This is a genomic window from Bradyrhizobium liaoningense (assembly GCF_018130955.1).
Classification (GTDB): domain Bacteria; phylum Pseudomonadota; class Alphaproteobacteria; order Rhizobiales; family Xanthobacteraceae; genus Bradyrhizobium; species Bradyrhizobium liaoningense_C.
On sequence record NZ_JAFCJM010000004.1, the window covers coordinates 220,484 to 245,827 of the forward strand.

Annotated in this window: 24 protein-coding genes and 1 pseudogene; 11 read left to right on the forward strand and 14 right to left on the reverse strand. The window is 65.8% G+C overall.

What is annotated here, in order from left to right; translation table 11 throughout:
• Positions 1–264 precede the first annotated feature (264 nt).
• On the forward strand, positions 265–816 hold the full coding sequence (locus JQ632_RS05255) for a hypothetical protein (protein WP_212401217.1): 552 nt from the start codon (positions 265–267) through the stop codon (positions 814–816).
• Positions 817–826: 10 nt separating this feature from the next.
• Here JQ632_RS05255 and JQ632_RS05260 read toward each other — a convergent pair whose 3' ends face one another.
• From JQ632_RS05260 to topA, 4 genes are all read right to left on the reverse strand, one after another.
• Positions 827–1,600 (reverse strand): NUDIX hydrolase, encoded by a 774-nt coding sequence (locus JQ632_RS05260; protein WP_212401218.1) that lies wholly within the window; start codon positions 1,598–1,600, stop codon positions 827–829.
• A 93-nt stretch (positions 1,601–1,693) separates the two neighbouring features.
• The gene (locus JQ632_RS05265) at positions 1,694–2,134 is read right to left on the reverse strand and encodes a DUF983 domain-containing protein (protein ID WP_212401219.1); all 441 of its coding nucleotides are present in this window, start codon (positions 2,132–2,134) and stop codon (positions 1,694–1,696) included.
• On the reverse strand, positions 2,122–4,452 hold the full coding sequence (gene rnr, locus JQ632_RS05270; protein WP_212401220.1) for a ribonuclease R: 2,331 nt from the start codon (positions 4,450–4,452) through the stop codon (positions 2,122–2,124). Before rnr ends, JQ632_RS05265 begins: the two co-directional genes overlap by 13 nt.
• Positions 4,453–4,663: 211 nt before the next feature.
• On the reverse strand, positions 4,664–7,408 hold the full coding sequence (topA, locus tag JQ632_RS05275; protein ID WP_212401221.1) for a type I DNA topoisomerase: 2,745 nt from the start codon (positions 7,406–7,408) through the stop codon (positions 4,664–4,666).
• Positions 7,409–7,637: 229 nt separating this feature from the next.
• Between topA and JQ632_RS05280 the strand changes: the two genes are divergently transcribed.
• Positions 7,638–7,874, forward strand: a complete 237-nt coding sequence (locus JQ632_RS05280) for a hypothetical protein (protein WP_212401222.1) — start codon at positions 7,638–7,640, stop codon at positions 7,872–7,874.
• Between the two features lie 151 nt (positions 7,875–8,025).
• On the opposite strand, the gene JQ632_RS05285 is transcribed toward JQ632_RS05280, so the two are convergent.
• Positions 8,026–8,499, reverse strand: a complete 474-nt coding sequence (locus JQ632_RS05285) for a helix-turn-helix domain-containing protein (RefSeq protein WP_212401223.1) — start codon at positions 8,497–8,499, stop codon at positions 8,026–8,028.
• 104 nt (positions 8,500–8,603) lie between these two features.
• Between JQ632_RS05285 and JQ632_RS05290 the strand changes: the two genes are divergently transcribed.
• Together JQ632_RS05290 and JQ632_RS05295 are read left to right on the forward strand one after the other, a co-directional pair.
• Positions 8,604–9,377: an SDR family NAD(P)-dependent oxidoreductase gene (locus JQ632_RS05290; RefSeq protein WP_212401224.1), complete on the forward strand. Its 774-nt coding sequence runs from the start codon at positions 8,604–8,606 to the stop codon at positions 9,375–9,377.
• A 275-nt stretch (positions 9,378–9,652) separates the two neighbouring features.
• Positions 9,653–9,835, forward strand: a complete 183-nt coding sequence (locus JQ632_RS05295) for a hypothetical protein (RefSeq protein ID WP_212401225.1) — start codon at positions 9,653–9,655, stop codon at positions 9,833–9,835.
• Between the two features lie 117 nt (positions 9,836–9,952).
• Here the strand turns inward: JQ632_RS05295 and JQ632_RS05300 are convergent.
• Positions 9,953–10,560 (reverse strand): annotated as a pseudogene (locus JQ632_RS05300) (FMN-dependent NADH-azoreductase).
• Positions 10,561–10,643: 83 nt separating this feature from the next.
• On the opposite strand from JQ632_RS05300, the gene JQ632_RS05305 reads away from it, so the two are divergent.
• Positions 10,644–11,057: a helix-turn-helix domain-containing protein gene (locus tag JQ632_RS05305; RefSeq protein ID WP_212401226.1), complete on the forward strand. Its 414-nt coding sequence runs from the start codon at positions 10,644–10,646 to the stop codon at positions 11,055–11,057.
• 112 nt (positions 11,058–11,169) lie between these two features.
• On the opposite strand, the gene dprA is transcribed toward JQ632_RS05305, so the two are convergent.
• Positions 11,170–12,312: a DNA-processing protein DprA gene (gene dprA / locus JQ632_RS05310; RefSeq protein ID WP_212401227.1), complete on the reverse strand. Its 1,143-nt coding sequence runs from the start codon at positions 12,310–12,312 to the stop codon at positions 11,170–11,172.
• A gap of 91 nt (positions 12,313–12,403) precedes the next feature.
• On the opposite strand from dprA, the gene JQ632_RS05315 reads away from it, so the two are divergent.
• Positions 12,404–13,648 carry an amidase gene (locus JQ632_RS05315; RefSeq protein WP_212401228.1) on the forward strand — a complete coding sequence of 415 codons (1,245 nt, stop codon included), beginning with the start codon at positions 12,404–12,406 and terminating at the stop codon, positions 13,646–13,648.
• Here the strand turns inward: JQ632_RS05315 and JQ632_RS05320 are convergent.
• The 4 genes from JQ632_RS05320 to JQ632_RS05335 all read right to left on the reverse strand — a co-directional run bounded on the left by JQ632_RS05320 (position 13,645) and on the right by JQ632_RS05335 (position 17,956).
• Positions 13,645–14,865, reverse strand: coding sequence for a patatin-like phospholipase family protein (locus JQ632_RS05320; RefSeq protein WP_212401229.1), 1,221 nt, complete (start codon positions 14,863–14,865; stop codon positions 13,645–13,647). The genes JQ632_RS05315 and JQ632_RS05320 overlap by 4 nt on opposite strands.
• Positions 14,866–15,003: 138 nt before the next feature.
• Positions 15,004–15,600, reverse strand: coding sequence for a glycerol-3-phosphate 1-O-acyltransferase PlsY (gene plsY, locus JQ632_RS05325; protein ID WP_212401230.1), 597 nt, complete (start codon positions 15,598–15,600; stop codon positions 15,004–15,006).
• A 95-nt stretch (positions 15,601–15,695) separates the two neighbouring features.
• Complete coding sequence (locus tag JQ632_RS05330) at positions 15,696–16,997, reverse strand: dihydroorotase (RefSeq protein WP_212401231.1); 1,302 nt, start codon at positions 16,995–16,997, stop codon at positions 15,696–15,698.
• A 5-nt stretch (positions 16,998–17,002) separates the two neighbouring features.
• Positions 17,003–17,956: an aspartate carbamoyltransferase catalytic subunit gene (locus tag JQ632_RS05335; RefSeq protein ID WP_212401232.1), complete on the reverse strand. Its 954-nt coding sequence runs from the start codon at positions 17,954–17,956 to the stop codon at positions 17,003–17,005.
• 223 nt (positions 17,957–18,179) lie between these two features.
• Between JQ632_RS05335 and JQ632_RS05340 the strand changes: the two genes are divergently transcribed.
• The 3 genes from JQ632_RS05340 (at position 18,180) to JQ632_RS05350 (ending at position 21,508) form a co-directional block, all read left to right on the forward strand.
• Complete coding sequence (locus JQ632_RS05340; RefSeq protein WP_249151396.1) at positions 18,180–18,929, forward strand: M15 family metallopeptidase; 750 nt, start codon at positions 18,180–18,182, stop codon at positions 18,927–18,929.
• 22 nt (positions 18,930–18,951) lie between these two features.
• A complete protein-coding gene (locus JQ632_RS05345; protein WP_212401234.1) occupies positions 18,952–20,595 on the forward strand; it encodes an acyl-CoA dehydrogenase family protein in 1,644 nt (547 codons plus the stop codon).
• Positions 20,596–20,737: 142 nt separating this feature from the next.
• A complete protein-coding gene (locus JQ632_RS05350; protein WP_212401235.1) occupies positions 20,738–21,508 on the forward strand; it encodes a CPBP family intramembrane glutamic endopeptidase in 771 nt (256 codons plus the stop codon).
• A gap of 8 nt (positions 21,509–21,516) precedes the next feature.
• Here the strand turns inward: JQ632_RS05350 and JQ632_RS05355 are convergent, their stop codons facing one another.
• Positions 21,517–22,440: an AEC family transporter gene (locus tag JQ632_RS05355; protein WP_212401236.1), complete on the reverse strand. Its 924-nt coding sequence runs from the start codon at positions 22,438–22,440 to the stop codon at positions 21,517–21,519.
• Between the two features lie 3 nt (positions 22,441–22,443).
• A complete protein-coding gene (gene ruvX / locus JQ632_RS05360; RefSeq protein ID WP_212401237.1) occupies positions 22,444–22,926 on the reverse strand; it encodes a Holliday junction resolvase RuvX in 483 nt (160 codons plus the stop codon).
• A gap of 57 nt (positions 22,927–22,983) precedes the next feature.
• Between ruvX and JQ632_RS05365 the strand changes: the two genes are divergently transcribed.
• Positions 22,984–23,199, forward strand: a complete 216-nt coding sequence (locus JQ632_RS05365) for a hypothetical protein (RefSeq protein WP_212401238.1) — start codon at positions 22,984–22,986, stop codon at positions 23,197–23,199.
• On the opposite strand, the gene JQ632_RS05370 is transcribed toward JQ632_RS05365, so the two are convergent.
• Positions 23,186–24,076, reverse strand: coding sequence for a LysR family transcriptional regulator (locus JQ632_RS05370; protein ID WP_212401239.1), 891 nt, complete (start codon positions 24,074–24,076; stop codon positions 23,186–23,188). The genes JQ632_RS05365 and JQ632_RS05370 overlap by 14 nt on opposite strands.
• Positions 24,077–24,187: 111 nt before the next feature.
• Between JQ632_RS05370 and JQ632_RS05375 the strand changes: the two genes are divergently transcribed.
• Complete coding sequence (locus tag JQ632_RS05375) at positions 24,188–25,243, forward strand: nitronate monooxygenase family protein (RefSeq protein WP_212401240.1); 1,056 nt, start codon at positions 24,188–24,190, stop codon at positions 25,241–25,243.
• The last annotated feature ends 101 nt before the right edge of the window (positions 25,244–25,344 follow it).

Consider the following 25,344-nt stretch of genomic DNA (forward strand, 5'->3'; position numbering starts at 1 on the left):
CAAAGACATAGGCACGGCCGGGAACTCCGCCATCGGGGCAGTGGGAAGAATTTTTCGTTTTTGCGCGCTCTCTCAGCACATTCGTCATTCCGGGGCGCGCCACTTGGCGCGAGCCCGGAATCCATACTCCCGATCGTGGTTATGGATTCCGGGCTCGCCGCTGACGCGGCGCCCCGGAATGACGATCGGTGCCCTCGAACCAACCGGCTCTCCCAGCCGACAAAGCCAAGACCTGACTTTCAAGTCCCCCTGAGGAGCAACGCAATGGCAAGCGCAATGACGGTGGATGGCAACCTCATCCGCGTCGAATGGCCCGGGCAATGGATTGCACGGGTGCTGTCGCTGCCGTTCCTGGCCGCGGGCTCGTACCTGCTCTGGAACGTCGCGCTCGGCGTGCGCAATGATCTCGCGGGTTTCGGCAGGCTGAGCGACGATCTGGTCCCGATCCTGGTGTTTTCCGGCATCGGCCTCGTGATCGTGATTCCCGGCCTCTGGCTTGCGACCTACCGCTACTTCGTCGAGCTCAACAAGCTCATGGCGGAGGTGGTGATCACGCGCGCCTGCGGTCCCCTGCGGGTCCGCAGCCGGCGGAAGCTCACCGAATTCAGCTTTCTCAGCATCACCGATCAGGGCGCCACGGATGAAGATCCGCCGTCGACCTTCGACGTCGCCCTCTGCGGCAAGCGCGGCACCGAGCCCGTGGCTCTGAGCAGTTTTAACACGCGCGACGAGGCCAACGCGTTCGCGCAGGAGATCGGCCGTGCGCTAAAGCTGCCGGCGCGGGACTATGTCGGCACCGAGCCGGATGCGGACTGATCCCCAAGGATCAGGCCAAAATATCCTTCTGCATCTTGCCGCCGTAGAAATGGAAGAACGGCACCGGTGCGTCATGGCACAGCGGTCCCGTGGCGAGCCGCTTGTCCAGCTCATTGAGCACGTTCCGCGTCATCGGATGCAGATCCGCGAGCGGCTTTGAGCCGAGCTCGACCCAGACCAACTCGACGAGCTCCGCATCCGCGTGCACCACGCCTTCAACGCGGTGGGTGATGGCGGAGGCATCCGCCGTGAAGAAGCGCGTATCGAAGCGCTTGACGCGGCCGGGCGGGGTGATGGCGCGTGCGATCAAAAACAGGCCGGAGGGATCGGGCAACAGGCCCGCATCCGCAAACGGCGCCCAGGGACCCTCGAGTTTCGGCACCTTGCCTTCAGTTTTATCCTGGGCCTTGCGCCCCAGGCACAGGCCGGTCTCCTCGCAGGCCTCGCGGATCGCCGCAATCGCGAGCGATTTTGCACGCGAAGCCTCGGTCTTCGGGCTGCCCTTGAACAGATTGGCCTGCAGCTCCGGCGTGATCGGCGCCGCCACCGGCACGCGATAATCTGCCTTGTCGACGCGCCCGCCGGGGAAGACGAATTTACCGGGCATGAACACCACCTTGTCGTGGCGCTTGCCGACCAGAACCTTTGGCACGCCGCCGCTGCGATCGACCAGGATCAGCGTCGCGGCATCGCGCGGCCGGAAGTAGGGATGGTGATCCGCTTCCTTCTGGTCGTGGACCTTTTCTTTTTCCGTTTCTTCCCCAGCCTGCGCCGCTTCCGTCATCTCCAACCCCGAACAATCTCTTGTTGCTTCTTGCCGTTTTTATCTGAGCATGGTCTTTCCGGAAAACCGCTGCACACTTTTCCGGATCATGCTCTACACCGGCGGGATACCGTCCGGCGGATTGTCATCAAAGCCGTGCATGCGCAGGGCCCATTGCAAGCCGACCACGGCGCCCTTCACCGGCTGAAGAAGGGCGAGCGACGCGAAGAACGTGAAGGGCAGGTAGGCCGCAAAGCTGATCCAGACCGGCGTCGAATAATTGGTCTCGATCCAGAGCACGGCCGGCACCACGATATGGCCGACGATGACGATGACGAGATAGGCGGGCAAATCGTCGGCGCGATGCGGCGTGAAGTCGAGCCCGCAGGAGCTGCAATTGTCCGCGGTCTTGAGGAAGGCGCGGAACAGCTTGCCCTTGCCGCAGCGCGGACAGCGGCAGCGAAAGCCGCGCTTCATGGCGCTCCAGACGTCGCGCTGCTCGACGAGGCCGGTCTCGCGCGTCCAGATTTTTGGCGCCGTGCTCATCGCTTCCATGCCTTCGCCTTGTTCTTGCCCTTCTTCCCCTTGCCGGACTTGTTCTTCTCGGGCTCGCGTTTTCTCTCCGGGCTTCGTCCGGGATGCGCCTTCTGCGACTTGCGCTGCCGGCGAGAATCCCGCCGCCCGCGCGGCGCCGTCGCACCCTCGGACAACAGCTCGAAACGGAGCGCCCCGGCAATGGGAGCAGCTTCTATCAGACGGACGTCGACCACGTCACCCAACTGGTGCATGGCACCGCTGCGCGTGCCGACCAGCGCATGCCGGCTCTCGTCATAGTTGAAATATTCCGTGCCGAGGGATCGGATCGGGATCAACCCGTCGGCGCCGGTCTCGTCCAGCTTGACGAACAGCCCTGCGCGCGTGACGCCGGAGACGCGGCCCTGGAAGGTCGCGCCGATCCTGTCCACGAGGTGATGCGCGATCAGCCGGTCCACCGTCTCGCGTTCGGCCTTCATCGCGCGCCGCTCGGTCACGGAAATATGCGCGGCGACTTCACTGAGACTCTCCGGCGTTTCGCTGTCCGGTAGCGCGCCTTCGCCGAGGCTGAGCGCCCGCACCAGCGCGCGATGCACGACGAGGTCGGCATAGCGGCGGATCGGCGAGGTGAAGTGCGCGTAGCGCCGCAGATTGAGTCCGAAATGACCGTAGTTCTCGGCGGAATACTCTGCCTGCGCCTGAGCGCGCAGCACCACTTCGCTCACCAGCGGGAAGTAGTCGTGGCCTTCGAGCTGCGCCAGCACGCGGTTGAAAATGGTCGGGCGCAGCGCGCCGCTCTTGGCGAAGGGGACGTCGAGCGTTTCCAGGAATTCCGCCAGCGCAAAGACCTTCTCCTGCGTCGGCTCGTCATGCACGCGGTAGATCAGCGGCAGCGACTTCTTCTCCAGCATCTCTGCCGCCGCGACGTTGGCGAGGATCATGAACTCCTCGATCAATTTGTGCGCATCAAGACGCTCCGGCACGACGACGCGATCGACCGTGCCGTCGCTCTTCAAGAGGATCTTTCGCTCGGGCAGGTCGAGATTGAGCGGATCACGCTCGTCGCGCGCGCGCTTGACGCAGGCATAGGCGGCATAGAGCGGCTTGAGGATCGGTTCGAGCAGGGGGCCGGTGGTGTCGTCCGGCCGGCCGTCGATCGCGGCCTGCGCCTGCGCGTAATGCAGCTTTGCCGCCGAGCGCATCAGGATGCGATGGAACGAGTGCGATCGCTTGCGCCCGTCGGGGCCGATGATCATCCGCACGGCAAGCGCGCCGCGCGGCTCGCCCGGCACGAGCGAACAGAGATTGTTGGAGATGCGCTCCGGGAGCATCGGCACGACGCGGTCCGGGAAATAGACCGAATTGCCGCGGTCGAGCGCGTCGCGGTCGAGCGCGGTGCCGGGCCGCACGTAAAAACTCACATCGGCAATGGCGACATCGACGATGAAGCCGCCCTTGTTGTTGGGATCGGGGTCGGGTTGCGCATGCACCGCGTCGTCATGATCCTTGGCGTCGGGCGGATCGATGGTGACGAGCGGCACGTCGCGCCAGTCCTCGCGTCCTCTGAGATTGGCGGGCTCTGCGGCCTCAGCCTCGCGCTCTGCCGCGGGCGAGAATTGCAGGGGAATGTCGTGGGCGTAGATCGCGATCAGGCTGATCGCCTTCTCGGATTTGACCGAGCCGAGCTTTTCCTTGACCCGGCCGGAGGCCAGCCCAAAGCCGCGCGAGCGGACGATGTCGACGCTGACGAGGTCGCCGTCCTTCGCCTCCAGCGTGTCGGTCCTGGCGATGTTCAGCTCGCGGTCGGCAAACTTCTTGTCGACGGGGACGAGCCGCCCGCCACCCTCGGGGAGTGCGCGAAACACGCCGAGGATGCGGCTTTTCGCTTTGTCGATGACCTTAATGATGCGGCCCTGATAGGCCGGACCTTCCGTCTCGTCTGATCGATCGACGCGGAGCAGGGCGCGGTCGCCGACGCCGGCGGCCGTGCCGGGGGCTGCCCGGCGCGGCACGTGGATACGGATTTTTGGCGGCTCGCCGTTCTCGACCTCGTCCCATTCGGCCGGTGTGGCGATCAGCTCGCCGTCCTGGTCGCGGCCGGTGATGTCGGCCAGCAGCGTCGGCGGCAGGCCCTCGGGCTCGGAAACCTTGCGACGATTTTTCTTGATGATGCCGTCATCGGCGAGCTCGCGCAGCATGCGCTTGAGCTCGATGCGGTCGGCGTTCTTCAGGCCGAACTCGCGCGCAATTTCGCGGGTTCCGACCTTTCCTGATTGTGCCTTGATGAAGGCGACGATGGCATTCCGGTCGGGAAAGCCACGGTCAGTTTTTCGTTTCACTTAACCTCTATAGCTTGGTGAGTCTTGGCGCTCTTGGCCGCAGACACGCTGCAACCTCTCCCGCTTGCGGGAGAGGTCGCGCCGAAGGCGCGGGTGAGGGTTCGCCCCTCTTGGGGGTTCTCGATTGCGGAGACACCCTCTCCCCAACCCTCCCCCGCAAGCGGGGGAGGGAGCGCAGCTTCATTGCGGCTCGTAAGCAAACTCGATCTCATTACGAATTCTTGCCGGCACTCTTCTTGGCCGGCGCCTTGGCGGCGCTTGAAGCCTTGGTCGCCGACGTCTTTGCCGTCGACGCCACGCCTGCGCGCGCCTTGCTGGTTGATTCAGATTTGGCCGCGGCTTTTTTCGCGGCCGGTTTCTTGGGCTTTGGCGCGGCATCGTCGCCGTCGGCAGCTTTCGCCGCCTTGGTCGTCTTTGCCTTGGTCGCCTTCTTCGCCTTGGCCTTGCCGCCGCCCTTGGCGGCGCGTTCGTCGATCAGCGCAATCGCCTGCGCAAGCGTGATCGCATCCTTCTCGAACTCGGCCGGGATCGTGGCGTTGACGCCGCCTGCCGCGACATAGGGGCCGTAGCGGCCGCTCTTCACGGTGACGGTACCCAGCGTCGGGTGATCGCCGATGGCCTTGCCGGGATCGGCGCCGAAGCGGCGGCTCGGGCCCTTGGCGACCTTCTCGGCGATCAGCGTGACCGCGCGATTGAGGCCGATGTCGAAGACCTCGTCGCCGGCCTCCAGGCTGGCATAGGTCTTCTCATGCTTGACGAACGGCCCGAAGCGGCCGAGGCCCGCCGTGATCGGCTGGCCGGTTTCGGGATGCTTGCCGATCTCGCGTGGCAGCGACAACAGTTTGAGCGCAAGCTCGAGCTCGATATCGCCGGGCGAGGTGCCCTTCGGAATGCCTGCGCGCTTCGGCTTCTCGCCTTCCTCGTAGTCCTTCTGCTCGCCGAGCTGGATATAAGGCCCGAAACGGCCGGCCTTGACCCAGACGTCGAACCCGGTGTCCGGGTCCTGGCCGAGCGAACGGTCGGCGCTGGCTTCGCTGTCGGCGGCGAGCTGGCGGGTGTAGCGGCATTCCGGATAGTTCGAACAGCCGACGAAGGCGCCGAACTTGCCGGCTTTCAAGTTCAGTCTGCCGGTGCCGCAGGTCGGGCACTGCCTGACGTCGCCGCCGTCGGGGCGCGGTGGATAGATGTGCGGCCCCAGCATCTCGTCGAGCACGTCGAGCACCTGCGCGACGCGCAGATCCTTGATGTCGTCGACGGCGCCGATGAAGCCGCTCCAAAAATCCTTCAGCACCTCCTGCCAGGAGATCTCGTTGTTGGAGATGCGGTCGAGCTGCTCCTCCAGACCGGCCGTGAAATCATATTCGACGTAGCGGCTGAAGAAGCTTTCGAGGAACGCGACCACGACGCGGCCCTTGTCCTCGCCGTGCAGACGCTTCTTCTCGAGCTTGACGTAGCCGCGGTCCTTCAGCACCTGGAGGATCGAGGCATAAGTCGACGGGCGGCCGATGCCGAGCTCTTCCATCCGCTTGACCAGCGACGCCTCCGAGAAACGCGGCGGCGGCTCGGTGAAATGCTGGGTAACGGAGAGGTCCTGGCGCTTCAACGCCTCGCCCTGGCTCATGCCCGGCAGGCGGCGGGAGTCCTCGTCCTCCTCGTCGTCGCGGCCTTCCTGATAGAGCGCGAGGAAACCGTCGAACTTGACGACCTGACCGGTCGCGCGCAGCTCCAGCGTGCGCCCGCCGGCTTTCGCGGTGATATCGACAGTGGTGCGTTCGAGCTCGGCGCCTTCCATCTGGCTCGCGATCGTGCGCTTCCAGATCAGCTCGTAGAGTCTGGCCTGATCGGCATCGAGCTTGCGGGCCATGCTGGCGGGACGCCGCGACAGGTCGGTGGGGCGGATCGCTTCGTGCGCTTCCTGGGCGTTCTTGGCCTTGGCCTGGTACTGGCGCGGGGCGTCGGGCACGTAGGCGTTGCCATAGTCCTCGCCGATCACCTTGCGCGCCTGGGTGATGGCGGACGGATCGATCTGCACGCCGTCGGTACGCATATAAGTAATGAGTCCGGTGGTCTCGCCGCCGATGTCGATGCCCTCATAGAGCCGCTGCGCGATCCGCATCGTGTGTGCCGGCGCAAAGCCGTACTTGCGGCTGGCTTCCTGTTGCAGCGTCGAGGTGGTGAACGGTGCCTGCGGATTGCGCCGGGCGGGCTTTGCATCGACGGAGGTGACCGCGTAGGTCGCCAGTTCCAGCGCCTTCTTGAAATCTTCGGCCTCCGCGCCGGTGCCGATGTCCAGTCGCTGGATCTTCTTGCCGTCGGCGCCGACCAGCCGCGCCTCGAAGGCGTCGCCGCGCGGCGTCAGCAGGGTCGCGATCAGCGACCAGTATTCACGCGGCACGAATTTTTCGATCTCGAGCTCGCGGTCGCAGACCAGCCGCAGCGCGACCGACTGGACGCGGCCGGCGGAGCGGGCGCCGGGCAGTTTTCGCCACAGCACGGGGGAGAGGGTGAAGCCGACCAGATAGTCCAGCGCGCGGCGCGCCATATAGGCGTCGACCAGCGCGCCGTCGATCTGGCGCGGATTCTTCATGGCGTCCGAGACCGCCTGCTTGGTGATGGCGTTGAACACCACGCGCTCGATCTTCTGGTCCTTCAGCGCGCGCTTCTCCTTCAGCACCTCCAGCACGTGCCAGGAGATAGCTTCGCCCTCGCGATCGGGGTCGGTGGCCAGGATCAGGCGGTCGGCGCCCTTGAGCGACTTGGCGATATCGTTGAGCCGGCCGGCCGCCTTGGGGTCGACCTCCCAGATCATCTTGAAATTTTCGTCCGGATCGACCGATCCGTTCTTCGCCGGGAGATCGCGGACATGGCCGAACGAGGCCAGAACCTCGTAGGACGAGCCCAAATATTTGTTGATCGTCTTGGCTTTCGCCGGCGACTCCACAATGACGATATTCATGTAGTTCCAGTAGCTTACGGGAAAAATTTAGGCCAAATTCGAAGGGACTCGGGTCGGCCGTTTCGACCCGAACATGGGTGGTGAGGCCGTCCCTGTCAAATCGAAGGGTGTTGAAAGGGGGCCGGACAGGCTCATTTCCATATCCGAAAAGTTGTAAAACACCACCTTGGAGTTGCGGTTTGGACAGGCGTAAGGTCCCCCCGGGGACTGAGGATTCGGGTGGGGTCAGGTGACGACACCGGGGCGAAAACGAAAGCGCGCGGCCACGGCCGGGCAGGGCGCGCGCGGCGACGAGCCGGGCGAAGGCGGCGCCGATGAGGCGGCCGCCTTCATCGCCGAACAGGCCAAAAACCTGCGTGAGCTCGCCGGCCGCCACAAGCTCGACGTGCTCCATTATTTATTGGGCATGACGCAGCTCGAAGCCGAAGAGCACATCAGGCTGCGGAGCAAGCGGAAGCTGTCGTAGGTGATCCGTCATCCTGAGGCGCGAGCCATGCGGCGCGAAGCGGTGCATGGGGAGCCTCGAAGGATGAACGGCCGGGATGCAGCCGGGCCGACGCCCTTCGAGGCCTCCGCTACGCTCCGGCACCTCAGGACGACGGTGATGGAGCAGAGGGCTAGGCAGAGGCTCGCCGCTTCTTGGCCGCCGGCCGCGGCTTCAGCATCGTATCCGCAGGCGTGAGCAGCCGGCCGTCCTCGGCCCGCATCTCGAGCTTCCGCACCGGCCGGCCCTTCTCGCGATCGACCAGAATGGTGGCGATCTCCTCGGGGTGCTCGTCGAACTCCTCGCTCCATTGCCGGAGAGCGACCAGGATTGGGAAGACGCCGCGGCCCTTCAGCGTCAGCACATATTCCTGATAGGCGCTGCCGTCGGAGGCCGGCGCGCTTCTGAGGATGCCGTGGTCGACGAGGGCGCGTAAGCGCACTGCGAGGATGTTCTTGGCCATGCCGAGCCTGGTCTGGAACTCGCCGAAGCGGCGCTGCCCGAACAGCGCCTCGCGGATGATCAGGATCGACCACCAGTCGCCGATCGCCTCCAGCGCCCGCGCGATCGGGCAGGAATCTCCTTCAAAGCTCGTCCGTTTCACCATGGCTCGTCCGATCGCTCCTGATCACGCGCTTGTGTGGTTGCATTATAAAACCAGATGCCCTAAATGGCAATCCAGTTTCATTATGCAACCATTGGAGGGCGGTCATGAGGCTGACGAACAAGACGGCGTTGATCACGGGCGGTAACAGCGGCATCGGCCTTGCGACCGCAAAGCTCTTCATCGCCGAGGGCGCCAAGGTGACGATCACCGGGCGCAACAAGGAGACGCTCGAAGCAGCGGTGAAGGAACTCGGCCCGAATGCGCTCGCAGTCGAGGCCGACGGCACCGACGTCGCGGCGACGGAGCAGGCGGTCGCGCGCGCGGTCGAAAAATTCGGCAAGCTCGACATCGTGTTCGCCAACGCCGGCATCTCCGGCAATACGCCGGTCGGCGGCACGACGCTCGCGGCCTTCGAGCAGGTGCTGCGCACCAACATCACAGCGGTGTTCTTCACCGTGCAGGCGGCTTCTCCCCATCTCAACGACGGCGCCTCGATTATCCTCAATGGCTCGGTAATCTCGGTGCTCGGCAATCCCGGCTATGCCGCCTATGCCGCGAGCAAGGCCGGCGTGCGCGCGATGGCGCGCGTGCTGGCCTCCGAACTGTCGCCGCGCGGCATCCGCGTCAACGTGGTGGCGCCCGGTGCGATCCGCACCCCGATCTGGAACAGGACGGCGCCAACGGAGCAGGCGTTCGCCGTGCTGGAGAAGCGCATTGCCGGCACAACGCCGCTTGGCCGGATCGGTGAAGTCGATCACATCGCGAAGACCGCGCTGTTCTTCGCCTCCGACGATTCCGCGCATGTGACGAGCGCCGAACTCTTCGTCGACGGCGGGGCGACCGGCTCGCCCGCCGGCGCGCCGGTGTTTCGCGGTTAGAGCGTTTTCAAGCGAAGTGGATACCGGTTCGCCTCAAGAAAACGCGTCAAAACAAGAATCCAGAGCCCCGTTCCGATTCCATCGGAACGGGGCTCTGATCAAATGAAGTCAAAATTGAACCCGGCCGGTGCAATCAAAAGATTTGTGCCGGCCGGTTCCCTCGTCCAAGACACGTATTTGGATCGCGCTCTTGTGACGCGTTGAACCTTCGCGGCGTCCGCATAGACTTTTTTAATGGGCAGGGGGTCTTGAGACCCAATTCAAGGGAGCCCGCTATGCCAAAGGCAGCTCGCATTTTTTCATCGATTTCAGCACCGCATATTTTCACCGAGCGTTCCGCAGTCACCGAGAAGCAGTCGGACAGCAATCAACTCATCGCCGTCGCACTGTTCTCCGGCATCGGCCTTTTCGTCTCGCTGATCGCCGTCATCCTGGGCACGCAGGGGATGTGGTTCTAAAGCGTTTTCGAGCGAAGTAGATCCCGGTTCGCGTCAAGAAAACGCGTCAAAATAACAATCTAGCGCAGTCCTCGCGTACCGCCGCCAATGTCTGGCGGCGGCTGCGAAGAACGGGTTTCAGGCGGCGCGCAGGCCGGTTGCGGCCTTTAGCGCGCTTGCCAGCGCCTTCTCGCGATGTTCCGGCCCGACCTGGATGCCGTCGGCGAAGATGAACTCCGAGTTCGTGATGCCGATGAAGCCGAACACCAGCGCAGATAGGTCTCGAGATGCTCGCCGAGTGCGGCGGGCGTATCAGCGCCGTAATAGCCGCCGCGCGAGATCGCCACGATCACCCGCTTGGTGCCGGCGAGGCCCTGCGGTCCGTTCGCATCATATTTGAACGTCTTGCCTGCCACGAGGATGCGGTCGATCCAGGCCTTCAACTGGCTCGGGATGGTAAAATTGTACATGGGCGCGCCGATCACGACGATGTCGGCGGCCAGAAACTCCGCAAGCGCGGCCTGGCTTGCGGCGAGGTCGGGCGCGAGTTCCGCGGGCGCTGGTGCGCCCTGCGCGGCGGCAAGATGTGAGCCCGACAGATGCGCCAGCGGCGTCTGCGTCAGGTCGCGGTAGTGGACGTCGAGCGACGGCGTCGCCTGGCGCAACCGCGCGACGATGGCGGCCGAAACCTGCCGGCTGACGGAGTGGGCGCCGAGCACGCTGGAGTCGATGTGGAGGAGTTTCATTTGGGTCACCCATGGTATAGATTTGTAACTGGCACTACATGAGTGACTGACGAAATCCCCGCAAGAACGCACTTTTTTGAGCCATGGGCACATCCTTGAAACCGACGCACACGCGTTCGCCTGTCTTGCCGGAGCTGCCCGATCCGCAGCACGTCGACTGCCGCGGCGTCGCCTCGGTGCTGGCGCGGGTCGGCGACAAATGGAGCGTGTTCGTGATCATGATGCTCGGCGACGGGCCAAAACGCTTCAACGAGCTCAAGCGCATGATCAACGGCATCTCGCAGCGGATGCTGACCCTGACGCTGCGCGGGCTCGAGCGCGACGGGCTGGTCACGCGCACGATCTTTCCGACCATTCCGCCGCGCGTGGACTATGAGCTGACCGACCTCGGCCGCGGTCTCCAGCAGCCGGTGAAGGCGCTCGGCCAATGGGCGGCGAACCATCTGCAACAGATTGAGGCCGCGCGAACGCGGTTTGACACGCGCAATTCGGCCTGATCCCCGCTAAGCCTCAGGCGCGGTTCACCTCTTCCGGATTTTGGCGCAAATCGGCCCACGGGGCCGTTCTACTTTGCATGGGGTTGTTTTCGATGTTTTGTTTGGTCGCCGTCTAAAGCAGCGCGACCAGGCCGCCGCCGTGGCGTTCGAGTCGGCCGGCAAGCTCGAGCTCCAGCAGCACGGTTCGCACGATCGAGGGCGGCGCGCCTGACATCCGCACGAGGTCGTCGATGGTAACAGGCGTCGGGCCGAGCAGGCCCGTGATCTGGGCGCGGTCGTGCGATTGCGGATCGCCCTCGGGCGGCTCGCTGTCCTCCTCGCCTGCCGGGAACATGACGGGACGTTCCATGATCGGCCGCACGGCGTTGACGATGTCGGCAGCTTCCGTGACCAGCGTTGCGCCCTGCTTGATGAGGTCGTTGGTGCCGGCCGCGCGCGGATCGAGCGGTGAGCCCGGCACCGCAAAGACTTCGCGACCCTGTTCGGCGGCCATGCGCGCCGTGATCAGCGAGCCCGAGCGATGGGCGGCTTCCACCACGACGACGCCGAGCGAGGCGCCCGAGATCAGCCGGTTGCGGCGCGGGAAGTCGCGGGCGCGCGGCTCGTGTCCGAGCGGCATTTCCGAGATCGCCGCGCCCTGCTGCGCCAGGATCGCCGCCAGCAGATCTTCGTGCTCGGGCGGATAGATGCAGTCGTGACCGCCGGCGAGCACCGCGACCGTGCCGCTTGCGATGCTGGTGCGATGCGCGGCCTGGTCCACGCCGCGCGCGAGGCCCGAGATGATCACGAAGCCGGCCTCGCCAAGCTCGCGCGCAAGCTGGCCTGCGAACTTCAAGCCGGCCCCCGATGCATTGCGCGAGCCGACGATCGCGATCATCGGCCGCATCGCAGTGGCATGGTCGCCCCGCACGGCCAGCAGCGGCGGCGCGTCGTCGAGCGTTGCCAGCCGCGCGGGATAGCCGTCCTCGCCGGGCGCGAGCCAGTTGACGCCGAGCCTTCGGCTGGCGGCGAGCTCCGCCTTCGCTTCGTCCGCGGAGGTGATGCGCCCCGATCGTGCCGCGCCGCCGCGGCGGGCAAGCTCCGGCAGCCGCTCTAGCGCGGCGCGCGCGGTGCCAAAGTGATCGACCAGCGAGCGGAAGGTGCGCGGGCCCACATTGTCCGAGCGGATCAGCCGCATCCGGGCGATCCTGTCGGCCTCGGTCAGCTCGATCTTGGGATTGAGGGCGTCCACGGCGTCTCCTTGTGAGGCCAGCATGGAACAACCGCAGCGCGTGGGCAACAGGGGCGCGCGCTTGCGTGGACGTCTTGCGATGCTAAAAGCGCAGCCGACACCGGGAAATGCCGCCATGATTTCACTTTCCGACCTCCAGCGCCGCATCGAACGGGGCGAGCTTTCGCCGGACGCCGCGATCGCGCAGTCGCTGGAGGCGATCGAGGCGCGGGAGAACGATGTCCGCGCTTTCGCCTGCCACGCCAAGTCGGCAAAGGCGCAAGGGTCGGGCCCGCTGCGCGGTATCGCGGTCGGCATCAAGGACATCATCGATACCGCTGACTTCCCGACCGAGATGGGCTCGTCCATCTACAAGGGGTGGCAGCCGCGCGCCGATGCGCCTGTCGTGATGATGCTGAAGCGCGCCGGCGCCACCATCATCGGCAAGACCACGACAACCGCCTTTGCCTCGCGCGATCCGACGCCGACGCGCAATCCGCACAGTGTCGGGCACAGCCCCGGCGGCTCGTCGGCAGGCTCGGCTGCTGCGGTCGGCGCCGGCATGATCCCGCTCGCGCTCGGCACCCAGACCGGCGGCTCGGTGATCCGGCCCGCGGCCTATTGCGGTGTTGCCGCGATCAAGCCGTCGTTCCGCATGCTGCCGACGGTCGGCGTCAAATGCTATTCCTGGGCGCTCGACACGGTCGGCCTGTTCGGTGCCCGCACGGAGGATCTCGCGCGCGGACTCTTTGCGATGACCGGCCGCCGCGAATTCTCCGATGTTATCGCCGCGACGTCGCCGCGCATCGGCATCGTCAGCCAGGACTTTGCCGGACCCGTCGAGCCCGCGGCAGAGCAGGGGTTACAGGCCGCGATCAGGGCCGCCGAGCGCGCCGGTGCCAGCGTGCAGACCGTCGACCTGCCGGAGATGGTGCGAGAGGCTTGGCGCATTCACCCGGTGATCCAGGATTTTGAGGCGCACCGCGCGCTCGCCTGGGAGTTTTCGGAGCGTCACGACGAGATCGCGCCGTTGCTGCGCGCCAGCCTCGATGCCACCGTCGGGCTGACGCCGAAGGAATACGATGAAGCGCGCCGGATCGGCCGCCGTGGCCGCCGAGAGCTCGGCGAGGTCTTTGAGGGCGTCGACGTGCTTTTGACCTATTCCGCGCCCGGTACCGCGCCGGCCAAGGAACTCGCCACCACCGGCGACCCCCGCTACAACCGGCTGTGGACGCTGATGGGCAACCCTTGCGTCAATGTACCGGTGTTGAAGGTCGGTGGCCTGCCGGTCGGCGTGCAGGTGATCGCGCGCTTCGGCAACGACGCGGGCGCGCTCGCGGCGGCGCGCTTTCTCGAGGACGCTCTGGCGAAATCGAGCTAGGCCGGCTCGAACGGCCGGGCGGCGGGTTCGTCGGCACGGTGCGAGGCTCCGGCGCTCGCGCCTTGCCGCAGCCAGCGATCGGCGGCGTCACGGCCGCTCCGGTGCAGGAGGCGAATGAAGCCGCGGCCGAGATCGGTCGATGAGCGCTGCGCCAGGCCCTCGATCTCGTCTTCCGCCGCCAGCTTGAACAGCCGCAGCGCCGGTGCGGCACTGGCGCGGGCCCATTCCACCGCCGCGATCTCGGCATTGAGCGCCGCATTCGCCGCGATCTGGTCGAGCCGGCGGTCGATCGCCGCAAGGGTGATCGGGACATAGCCGTCGCGCGACGGGGTGACCTGGACGACCAGTACGTCGCTCGCCGCCGTCTCCTGCACCAGCCGCAGCAGCGGCGGGTTGCCGCCATAGCCGCCGTCCCAATAGGCCTCGCCCTCGATCTCGACCGCGCAATGCACCAGCGGCGGGCAGGTGGAGGCGAGCGCGACGTCGGCGGTCATGGCGTCATTGCCAAAAACCTGCTGCCGGCCGTCGCGAATCCGCGTCGCCGCGATCAGGAGCTTTGGGCAGGCCTTTTCGCGCAGCGCCGAAAAATTGATGTCGCGCGACAGCGCCTGGCGCAGCGGATCGAGATCGAACGGGTCGAACTGTCCGGAGCGCAGCGTCGCGCCGAATGCGACCGAGCTTCCGGCCGGCGAGAAGCCGCCGACCAGCATCAGCGAGCGGAACGAGGCCTCGTGCATCAGCCGCCCCCAGAAGCGGTTGAGCCGGCTGCGCGCGCCTTCGCGGCCGCCGTCGACGAGACCGGAGGCAACCAGCAGCGCATTGATCGCGCCGGCGCTGGCGCCGCTGATGGTGTCGAGCTCGACGTCCGGTTCCTCGAGGAGCCGCTCCAGCACGCCCCAGGTGAAGGCCGCAAACGTGCCGCCGCCCTGCAGCGCCAGCGAGAGTCGCTTCGGCGGCCAGGAAGTGGAAGGACGTTCGACCGGGACCGGGCCTGCCACCGGTCGTTCGACCGGCCGAGCCATGACGGGTGCAGGCGTCTCGCTCACGACCGTCGGCTGGGGAGCGGGGCGCGATTCCTCGACAACGGCCGGCGAGGACGTGTCTGACCAGATGTTGGTGGCGAAGAGCAGGCGGCTTGCAGCGGTACCGGCGGGCGCCGCTTCATTCGCGGCGCGCTGCGAAGCCAGATCGTGTGTGACGTCGCTCTTCTCGTTCATGGACGTAAGCCGGATAACGCCATTCCCATCGGTCAGGATGACAGCCTTGGAACCTGTTGACCACTATGGCCAGGAGTTGCGAACAGGAATTGGGACATAATGCGCTGAAGGCGCGTCGGTATCCGGACTTTTTCCGGACTACGATTTTTGTCCGATCCGGCTCTCGGTGCCCGATTGCAGCCGCTTGATGTTTTCGCGGTGCGTGTAGAACAGGACGAGCGTCAGTACCGCGAACAGCGAGGCGAGCGCGAGGTGGCCGAACCACCACAGGAAGATCGGCGTGATGAAGGCCGCGACCAGCGCCGAGAGCGAGGAGTAGCGCGTGGTGAAGGCGGTGGCGAGCCACAGCAGGCAGAAGAACAGCGCACCCGGCCAGAACAGGCCGAGCAAGATGCCGATATAGACCGCAACGCCCTTGCCGCCCTTGAATCTGAGCCAGACCGGGAAGTTGTGGCCGAGGAAGGCGCCGAGGCCGGCCAGCATCGCCGCGTTGGGACCCCCGAAATAACCTGATATCACGACCGCGGCCGTGCCTTTGAGCGCGTCGAGCAGCAGCGTCGCCGCCGCCAGACCCTTGCGTCCGGTGCGCAGCACATTGGTGGCGCCGATATTGCCGGAGCCGATCGAGCGCAGATCCTGCGTGCCTGCGAGTTTGGTCAGAATCAGCCCGAACGGAATCGAGCCGAGGAGGTAGCCGATGACCAACGCCACCGGCAAAAATGCCTCAGGTCCCATCGGCGGCGCTCCTCCGGCATATTTCCCGCGCATAGTCTTTTTCCGACGCGTTTTCTTGACGCGAACCGGTGTCCACTTCGCTTGAAAACGCGATGTCAGACATGCTCATAGACCGTCCGTCCCCCCACAATAGTCCTCACCACGCGGCCGGAGAAGCGGGCTTCGTCGAACGGCGTGTTCTTGCAGGGCGTCTTGAGATCGATGGGATCGAGCACCCAGGGCGTGTCGGCATCGATGACGATGACATCGGCCGGCGCGCCGGAGCGCAAGGTGCCGCCGGGCAGACCCAACAGTTCCGCCGGTCGCGTCGACATCGCCTTGATCAGCGTCTTCAGCTCCAGCTCGCCATTGTGCACCAGCCGCAGGCCCGCCGGCAGCATGGTCTGGAGACCCACCGCGCCGCTTGCCGCTTCGGCGAAGGGCAGGCGCTTGACCTCGACGTCCTGCGGATTGTGGTCGGACATGATGACGTCGACGAGCCCGGAGGCCACGGCTGAAACCAGCGCGCGGCGGTCGTCCTCGGTCCGCAGCGGCGGCGACAGTTTCAGGAAGGTCCGGTAGGGCCCGATGTCGTTCTCGTTCAGCGCCAGATGGTTGATCGAGACGGACGCGCTCACGGCAAGGCCCGCGTCGCGCGCACGCTTGAGCACGTCGAGCGAGTCGATGCAGGACAGCGAAGCGGCGTGATAGCGGCCGCCGGTCAGCGCCACCAGCCGCATGTCGCGCTCGAGCACGACGGCTTCGGCGGCGTTCGGGATGCCCATCAGGCCGAGCCTCGTGGCGAACTCGCCCTCGTTCATCACGCCTTCGCCGACGAGATTCGGGTCTTCGGTGTCGTGCACGATCAGCGCGTCGAAATCGCGCGCGTAGGTCAGAGCCCGACGCATCACCTGGGCATTCATGACGCTGCGACAGACGTCGCCGAAGGCCACGGCGCCGGCGGCCTTGAGCAGGCCGAACTCCGTCATCTCCTCGCCGCGCATGCCCTTGGTGAGGGCCGCCATCGGCTGGATGTTGACGATTGCGGTGTCGCGGGCGCGCCGCATCACAAAATCCACCGTCGCCGAATTGTCGATCACGGGCGAGGTGTCGGGCTGGCAGATGATGGTGGTGATGCCGCCGGAGGCCGCGGCCTGGCTCGCAGTCGCAAAGGTCTCGCGATGGCTGAAGCCGGGCTCGCCGACGAAGGCGCGCATGTCGATCAGGCCGGGGGCCACAATCTTGCCGGAGCAATTGACGATGTCGGTGCCCTCGGGGACACCGGCCGCACCGATGCCCCGGCGCGTCTCGCGGATAGTGCCGTCGGCAATCAACACGTCGCCCACAGCGTCGAAATCCCGCGACGGATCGATGACGCGGGCGTTGGCGAGCAGGATCGGGCGGCGGTCGGTCAGCATCGGCATCACGCGTTGGGCAGGTTGCGGGCGAGCGCTTCCAGCACCGCCATGCGCACCGCCACTCCCATTTCCACCTGTTCGCGGATCAGCGACTGGGCGCCGTCGGCGACCGCCGAGTCGATTTCGACGCCGCGGTTCATCGGGCCCGGATGCATCACCAGTGCGTCGGGTTTTGCGTAGGCGAGCTTTTTCTGGTCCAGCCCGAAATAGTGGAAGTATTCGCTCAACGACGGCACGAAGGAGCCGTTCATGCGCTCACGCTGCAGACGCAGCATCATCACGATATCCGCGCCTTCCAGCCCCTCGCGCATGTCGCGCGCGACCTCGACGCCCATCCGCTCGATGCCGGGCGGCAGCAATGTCGTGGGGCCAACGACGCGGACGCGGGCGCCCATCGTGTTGAGCAGGATAATGTTGGAGCGGGCGACGCGCGAATGCAGCACGTCACCGCAGATCGCGACCACGAGACCCTCGATCCGGCCCTTGTTGCGGCGGATCGTCAGCGCGTCGAGCAGCGCCTGCGTCGGGTGCTCATGCGCGCCATCGCCGGCATTGATCACGGAACCGTCAACCTTGCGGGCCAGAAGTTCCACCGCGCCTGACGCGTGATGGCGCATCACCAGAATGTCCGGATGCATCGCGTTCAGGGTCACCGCGGTGTCGATCAGCGTCTCGCCCTTTTTCATGGACGAGGAGGACACCGACATGTTCATGACGTCGGCACCCAAGCGCTTGCCGGCGAGCTCGAAGGAGGACTGGGTGCGGGTCGAGGCCTCGAAGAACAGGTTCACCTGCGTCCGTCCACGCAGGACGGTGCGCTTCTTGTCCACCTGGCGATTGAGCTCGACATACTCCTCGGACAGGTCGAGCAGCCCGGTGATGTCGGCAGCGGAAAGGCCCTCGATACCCAGCAGATGCCGGTGACCGAGGACGAAGGTCGATTTCGATGCGGAGGTCATTAAAAGCAGAGCTATAGGCGGGGATGGGGGGGTCGGCAAGGGCCAATCGGCGGGAAGTGAGTTATCCCCTGATCTGTCCAGCAGTCGCTGTCCCGATCTGGGCCGTTGCAGTTTTCTCCGTCGTGCCCGGGCTTGTCCCGGGCATCCACGATCTTACTCTCTTGCCGCAAAATGGGCGTGGATGGCCGGGACAAGCCCGGCCATGACGAGGTGGGAGCTTCCGTTGAAGACAAGTTTGACCGCGCTTTGGGTCGCAGCATTCGCAGGCACAGCCCACGCCCAATCGCTGCTCGGCGGCTTCGTCTATCTGCGCGACATCGACCCGACCATCATCCAGGACATCCGCTACGCCACATCAAACAATTTTGTCGGCAAGCCGCTCAACGGCTATACCGCCGGCGAGTGTGTGGTGAAGCGGGACGTCGGCCTGCGGCTGAAGGCGGTGCAGCAGGAGCTCAGCGGCCAAAGCCTCTCGCTCAAGGTGTTCGATTGCTACCGTCCGGTGCGCGCCTCGCTCGACATGGTGGCGTGGGCGCAGAACGGCAGGGAGACGGCGGCGGAACGGCGTTACAACCCGAAAATCCCCAAGACCGAGCTGTTTCGGCTCGGCTACATTGCCAGTCGTTCGCAACACTCCACCGGTGCCGCGCTGGACCTGACGCTGGTCGACCTCAAGGCGGACAATTCGGCCAAGATCGATCCCGCGAGGGCCTATGCGGATTGCACGGCGCCCGTCGAAGCGCGGGCGCCCGAAGGCAGCGTCGACATGGGCACCGGCTACGACTGCACGGATCTCAAGGGGCACACCGCCGCGCGCAGCATCACGCCGGAGCAGCGCGCCTGGCGTAACCGGCTGGTTGCTGCGATGGCCCGGCAAGGCTTTGTGAACTATTCAAAGGAGTGGTGGCATTTTTCTCTGCCTGGGGCGGGCGGGGCAGCCTATGATTTCCCGATCCAGCCGCGCCGGAACTAAAAGTTTCGGCCCGAGGTATGTCATGACGCAGCCAATTTTTGCGACCCACGAGGTCTTCAATCAGTCGCCGCCGTTCGAGGGCGTCGATTTCTTCGCAGCCGACCGTCCGCTGGTGGAGGCCGTGAGGGCCAATGGCGGCGCTGCCGCAGAAAAAGAGCTGTCCGATTTTGGCAAGACCTGGGGTTCGGCCGCGATGGCCGAGCGGGGTCGCGTGGCGAACGAGAACACACCAAAGCTGCGCAGCTTCGATTCCCGGGGCAACCGTCGCGACCAGGTCGAGTTTCACCCCTCTTATCACGAGCTGATGGCGCACAGCGCGCACGCCGGCGTGCACAACTCCACCTGGAGCGCCGACGGCAAGCCCGCGGGCGATGCCGCCGAGGTCGTACGCGCGGCAAAGTTCTACATCGCCGCGCAGGTCGAGACCGGCCATCTCTGCCCGATCACCATGACGCGCGCCTCGGTGGGTGCGCTCGCCATGCAGCCTGATCTGCTGGCGAAGGTGATGCCAGTGCTGTCGACCAGGAGCTATGACCCCAGCTTCGCGCCGTGGTGGGAGAAACGCGGCATGACGCTCGGCATGGGCATGACCGAGAAGCAGGGCGGCACCGACGTGCGCTCCAACATGACGCGCGCGGTGCGCGATGGTGACGCTTATCGCATCACCGGGCACAAATGGTTCATGTCGGCGCCGATGTGCGACGCTTTCCTGGTGCTTGCGCAGGCGGACGATGGGTTGACCTGTTTCTTTATGCCGCGCTTTGCGCCCGACGGTTCGGTCAACGCGATCCAGTTCCAGCGGTTGAAGGACAAGCTCGGCAACCGCTCCAACGCCTCTTCCGAGGTCGAGTTCGTCGGCGCCTATGCCGAACGTGTCGGCGAGGAGGGCAAGGGCATCCGCACCATCATCCAGATGGTGCAGCTCACGCGGCAGGATTGCGCGATCGCTTCTGTCGGGTTGATGCGCTCGGGGCTCGCGCATGCGCTGCATCACGCGCGTCACCGCAGCGTGTTCCAAAAGCATCTCGCCGATCAGCCCCTGATGCAGGCCGTGCTGTCCGACATGGCGCTGCATGTCGAGGCTGGTGTCGCGCTGGTGATGCGGCTCTGCCGCGGCTTCGACCGCACGCCGCACGATCCGGCCGAGGCCGCCTACATGCGGCTGCTGACGCCCGCGATCAAATACTGGACCTGCAAGAGCGCGCCGCCATTCCTCTACGAGGCCATGGAGTGCCTCGGCGGCAATGGCTATGTCGAGGAGGGCATTTTGGCGCGCCACTATCGGGAGTCGCCCGTCAACGCGATCTGGGAAGGCTCCGGTAATGTGATGTGCCTGGACGTGCTGCGCGCACTGGCGCGCGAGCCGGAAGCTGCGACTGCCGTGATGCAGGGTCTTGCCACTGAGACCAAGAGCCTGCCCGGCGCCGGCGAAGCGATCACCTTCATCGGCAAGGCCTTCCGGCGCCCGGACGGCGAGCGCGTCGCGCGGCTCGCGGTGGAAAAACTCGCGCTGCTGTCGGCCGCAGCGGCCTTAAATGGCGTGTCGCCGCGCAACGCCGAGTTGTTCGCCGCCACGCGCCTCGCAACGAACCACGCCAGCATGTACGGCGCTGTGGATTTGCTGCCGAGCGACACGCGCGCGCTGCTGGAGCGGGCATTACCTTGATCGTGGCACAATCGCTCCACACCGTCATGCCCAGGCTTGACCCGGGCATCCACGCCTTTCCGCGTGCGCTGCTGCACGTGGATGGCCGGGTCAAGCCCGGCCATGACGAGGCGGTGGGGACGGACCAATCGAAAGAGAATTGATGGACTCCCTCAATCCCGACCATCCGCCGCTCACGATCACGCCCGCCGAAGCCAAGCCGCGCGTCTGGAAGTTCTGGGGCACGGCGCTGTGGGGCCTCGTCATCTTCGGCGCGATGTTCGTCGGCCAGATCGGCGCCATCGTCTATCTGGCATGGGTTCGCGGCGGCCCCGTCGACCTGGCATCGATGCAGGACGTCGGCCGCGATCCCGCGGCGCTCGCGCTGTCGGTCACCATGGGCCTGCCGACCACGCTCGCAGCCGTATGGCTCGCCATTCGCCTGAAGGGTGCCTCGTTCGTCGACTACCTCGCGCTGCGCTGGCCGTCCTGGAAGCAGTTTGTGCTCGGCGCGCTCGGTCTCCTGCTGGTCGTGCTGATCTGGGAAACCATGTCCCGCGCGATGGGCCGTGAGGCGACGCCGGGCGTCATGACCGATCTTTTGAAGTCGGGCCGGGACAAAGGTGCTGCGGCCATTCTCCTCTTCGCCTTCAGCGTGGCCGCACCGATGTCCGAAGAGGTGCTCGCACGCGGCTTCCTGTATCGCGGCTGGTCGGAAAGCTTCCTGCGCATCCCCGGCGCGATCATCCTGTCGTCGCTGGTATGGACCGTCGTGCACCTCCAGTACGACCTCTACTTCCTCGCCGAAGTCTTCTCGATCGGCCTGTGGTTCGGCTACATGCGCTACCGCGCCAATTCGCTGTGGCTGACGATCATGCTTCACGCGCTGAACAATCTGACCGCGGTGGTGCTGACGATGTGGCTGGGGAAGTAGCGGCGCCGTTAGGCCACCAGCGCGATCGCGACCGGCATCGTGATCGCCGCCAACATCGTCTGCAGCGTGATGATCTGCGCGAGCAGGGGCGCATCGCCGCCCATCTGGCGTGCCAGCACATAGGCGCTGGGCGAGGTCGGCACGGCTGCGCAGATTGCGACGATCGTCAGGCTCTTGCCTGACAGCCCGAACCACAGCGCCAGGACCAGCGCGAGCGCGGGCATCAGCACCAGCTTGAATGCGACACCGAGGCTGGCACCGAGGCTCGGGCGCAGCAGTCCCTTGAGCTGCAGTCCGGCGCCGGTCACGAGCAGGCCGATGGCGAGCGAGGAGCGGCTCAGCGCATCCGCCACGTCATGCCAGATCTTTGGCAGCGGCAGGTGCACGACATTGACGAAGAGGCCGATGGCGCAGGCCCAGATCAAAGGATTGCTCGCCACCGTCATGACGATCGCGCGCGCCGACTGCTTCTCCGGCGAGGCATAGTGCGCGAGCACGGCGACACTGAACACGTTGACCAGCGGGATGATCGCGACCATCGCCACCGACGCCACCGCCAGGCCGACGTCGCCGAACAGGTTGGCTGATACCGAGAGCGCCACATAGGTCTGCCAACGCGTCGCGCCCTGGAAGATCGAGGTGAAGGCGGGGCCGTCGATGCCGAGCCGCGCCAGAGCAGGGCGGAGCGCCAGGCACAGCAGCGACATCACCAGCGCTGACAGGAGCAGCGCGCAGCCGACGCCGGCGATCGGCACCGTGCCCAGGTCGGCCTTCACCAGCGTCTGGATCAGCAGCATCGGAAACAGCACGTAGTAGGTCAGGCGCTCCAGGCCGTGCCACTGCGTGTCGAGCCGCATCAGGGTGCGCTTGAGGACGACGCCGAGCACGATCAAGATGAAGACCGGCAGAAGCGCCGCAATCACGACGGCCACGGGTCAGTCCGTCCTGCGCAAATTGGCGAGCCGGTCGAGCGCGCCCTGCAGGATGAAGATCGCGGCGTGCTCGTCGATCACCTCGGCGCGCTTGGCGCGGCTGACATCCATGCCGATCAGCTCCCGCTCGACGGCCGCGGTCGAGAGCCGCTCGTCCCACAGCCCGATCGGAAGTGCGGTGAGGCCGGCGAGGTTGCGGGCAAAGGCGCGGGTCGATTGCGCGCGCGGGCCTTCGCTGCCGTCCATATTGATGGGAAGGCCGAGCACGAAGCCGACCGCCTTGCGCTCGGTCGCGATTGCGAGAAGCCTGGCTGCGTCCTGCTTGAATGCCTTGCGCTGGATTGTCTCGACGCCTGTCGCCAGCCGCCGGTCCGGATCGGACGCCGCGACACCGATGGTTTTTGTGCCGAGATCGAGCCCGATCAACGCCCCGCGTTCGGGCCAGTGGGTTGCAGCATCGACCAGGGGTAGGATAGGAGCCGGCATGGTCATGCGCATAGCATGCGATGCGCGGCGGAGGCAAAGCGGAGTGGGCGAGGGGTGATGGATTCGCTGACGCTGTTCGGCCTGTTTGCCGTGACCGCGATGCTGGTCTGCTATGCGCTTGAGGATCGCAGCCACTGGTTCGTGCTGCTGTTCGCCGTCGCCTGTGCGCTCGGCTCGGCCTACGGCTTTTTACAGGGCGCCTGGCCGTTCGGCGTGGTGGAGGCGATCTGGGCCGTGGTGGCGCTGAGGCGGTGGAATCTCAGGCCGCGATGACGTCGTCGTCTGTCTTCAGGCACGCCACAAAACCCTGCAACGCGCTGTACTGATGGCCGGTGCGGCGCTGGATGAACAGCGTCTCGACGCGGGCATAGGTCGGGCTCAGCGTGTGGATCGACACGCTGCCGTTCATCTCGCTGCGCGCCGCCACCGCGCGCGGCAGCAGCGTCACGCCCATGTCGGCGGCGACGCAGCCGATCATGCCGTCGAGCGTGCCGAGCTCGAACCGCGCCCCCGAGGGCCAGCCGAACTCGGTCATGACCTGCTCGAGCCGCTGGCGGTAGGTGCACCCGGTGCGGAAGACGAGCGCGGTGGGGCCCGACTCCGGTGTGCCCGCACGCAACTCGGCCAGTGTTGCCCAGCGCCGCGCGCTGACCAGCACCAGTTCTTCGCGAAAGGCGCGTGTTGCGGTGAGGTCGGCATGATCGATGGGACCGGCGACGAATGCGCCATCGAGCGAGCCGTCGAGCACGGCGGCGACGAGATCGGCCGTAGTCGCCGTACGCAGCGTCAAGCGCACCGCGGGGAAGCGGCGGTGGAAGTCGGCGAGCAGGGGCGGCAGCCGCACGGCCGCAGTGGTCTCCATCGAGCCGATCGCGAGCGGGCCCTTGGGCTCGCCGTCGTCGCGCGCGGCGAGCACGGCTTCGCGCGACAGCGCCGCCATCCGCTGCGCGTAGGGCAGCAATCGCTTGCCGGCGCCGGTCAACGTCATGCCGCGGCTGTGCCGCTCGAACAGCGGCGTGCCGATCTCCGCTTCCAGCGCCTTGATCCGCTGGGTGACATTCGACTGCACGGTGTTGAGGTCCTCGGCGGCGCGGGTGATGCCGCCGGTGCGGGCGACCGCGGCAAAGGTCTTGATATCGCTGAGTTCCATGACTTGAGGTTCTTGGGCTTCGTTTTGTTTTCGAGATGGCAGCGTTCGCTAGAATTCAATTTTCGAGAATGCTAGTCCCGCCTAGTCTGCCTGTCCAGACCGGAGGACGCCGTGCCAATCGCTACACCGCTGACCAGGCTTCTTGGGATCGAGCATCCGATCCTGCTCGCGCCGATGGATGTCGTCGCGGGCAGCAGGCTGGTGACGGCGGTCAGCCGTGCCGGCGGCTTTGGGATTCTCGGTGGCGGCTACGGCGAGCGGGCTTGGCTCGAGCAGGAGACAGCCAAGCTCAAAGAGCTGCGCGCGCCGTTCGGCATCGGCCTCATCACCTGGAGCCTTGCGAAGCATCCCGAGCTTCTCGACATCGCGCTCGCGGCGCGCCCCAACGCCATCATGTTGTCGTTTGGTGATCCCGCGCCGTTTTCAGCAAAGATCAAATCCGCCGGCGCGCGCCTGATCTGTCAGGTGCAGGATGAGACCATGGCGCGGCAGGCGCTCGACGCTGGCGCAGACATTCTCATCGCGCAGGGGACGGAAGCGGGCGGCCATGGTGCCGCGCGCACCACTGTCGATCTCGTGCCGGCGATTGTGGATCTTGCGGCCGGCCGCGTGCCGGTCGTGGCGGCCGGCGGCATCGCCGATGGGCGCGGGCTCGCTGCGATGCTGATGCTGGGCGCAAGCGGCGTGCTGCTCGGCACGCGCTTCTATGCGAGCGAGGAGGCCGATGGCGCTGATGAGGCCAAGCGGCGCATCTGTCGTGCTGCGAGTGGCGAAACCGTGCGCGGCATCCTCTTCGATCTCTCCCGCAACAATGTCTGGCCGGCGCCGTTTACGGGACGTTGCCTGATCAACGACCACGCGCGCCGCTGGATCGGCCGCGAAGTCGAGCTGATGCAGAATGTCGCCACGGTCGCGATTGATTATGCGGCGGCCAAGGCGGCCGGCAATTTCGATGTCGCCGCCGTCATTGCCGGCGAGTCCGTCGGCTTGATCCATGATATTCCGCCGGCAGCCGACATTGTCGCGCGGATCGCAACCGAAGCGGAACAGCTTCTGGCCGGCCGGCACAATTCGGCGGGAGGTGTTCTTCCTTCTCCCCTTATGGGAGAAGGTGGCGTGGTCCTAACCGGCTACATGGGTAACAGAATAGACCGGCGACATGGGTAACAGGTCAACTGTCGGCAAGGAGGGCTTTGCCGATGGGTTGGAAGGAGACCTGTGCCGTGGACGAGCGGATGCGCTTTATGGTGGCGGTTGAGAAGGGCGAG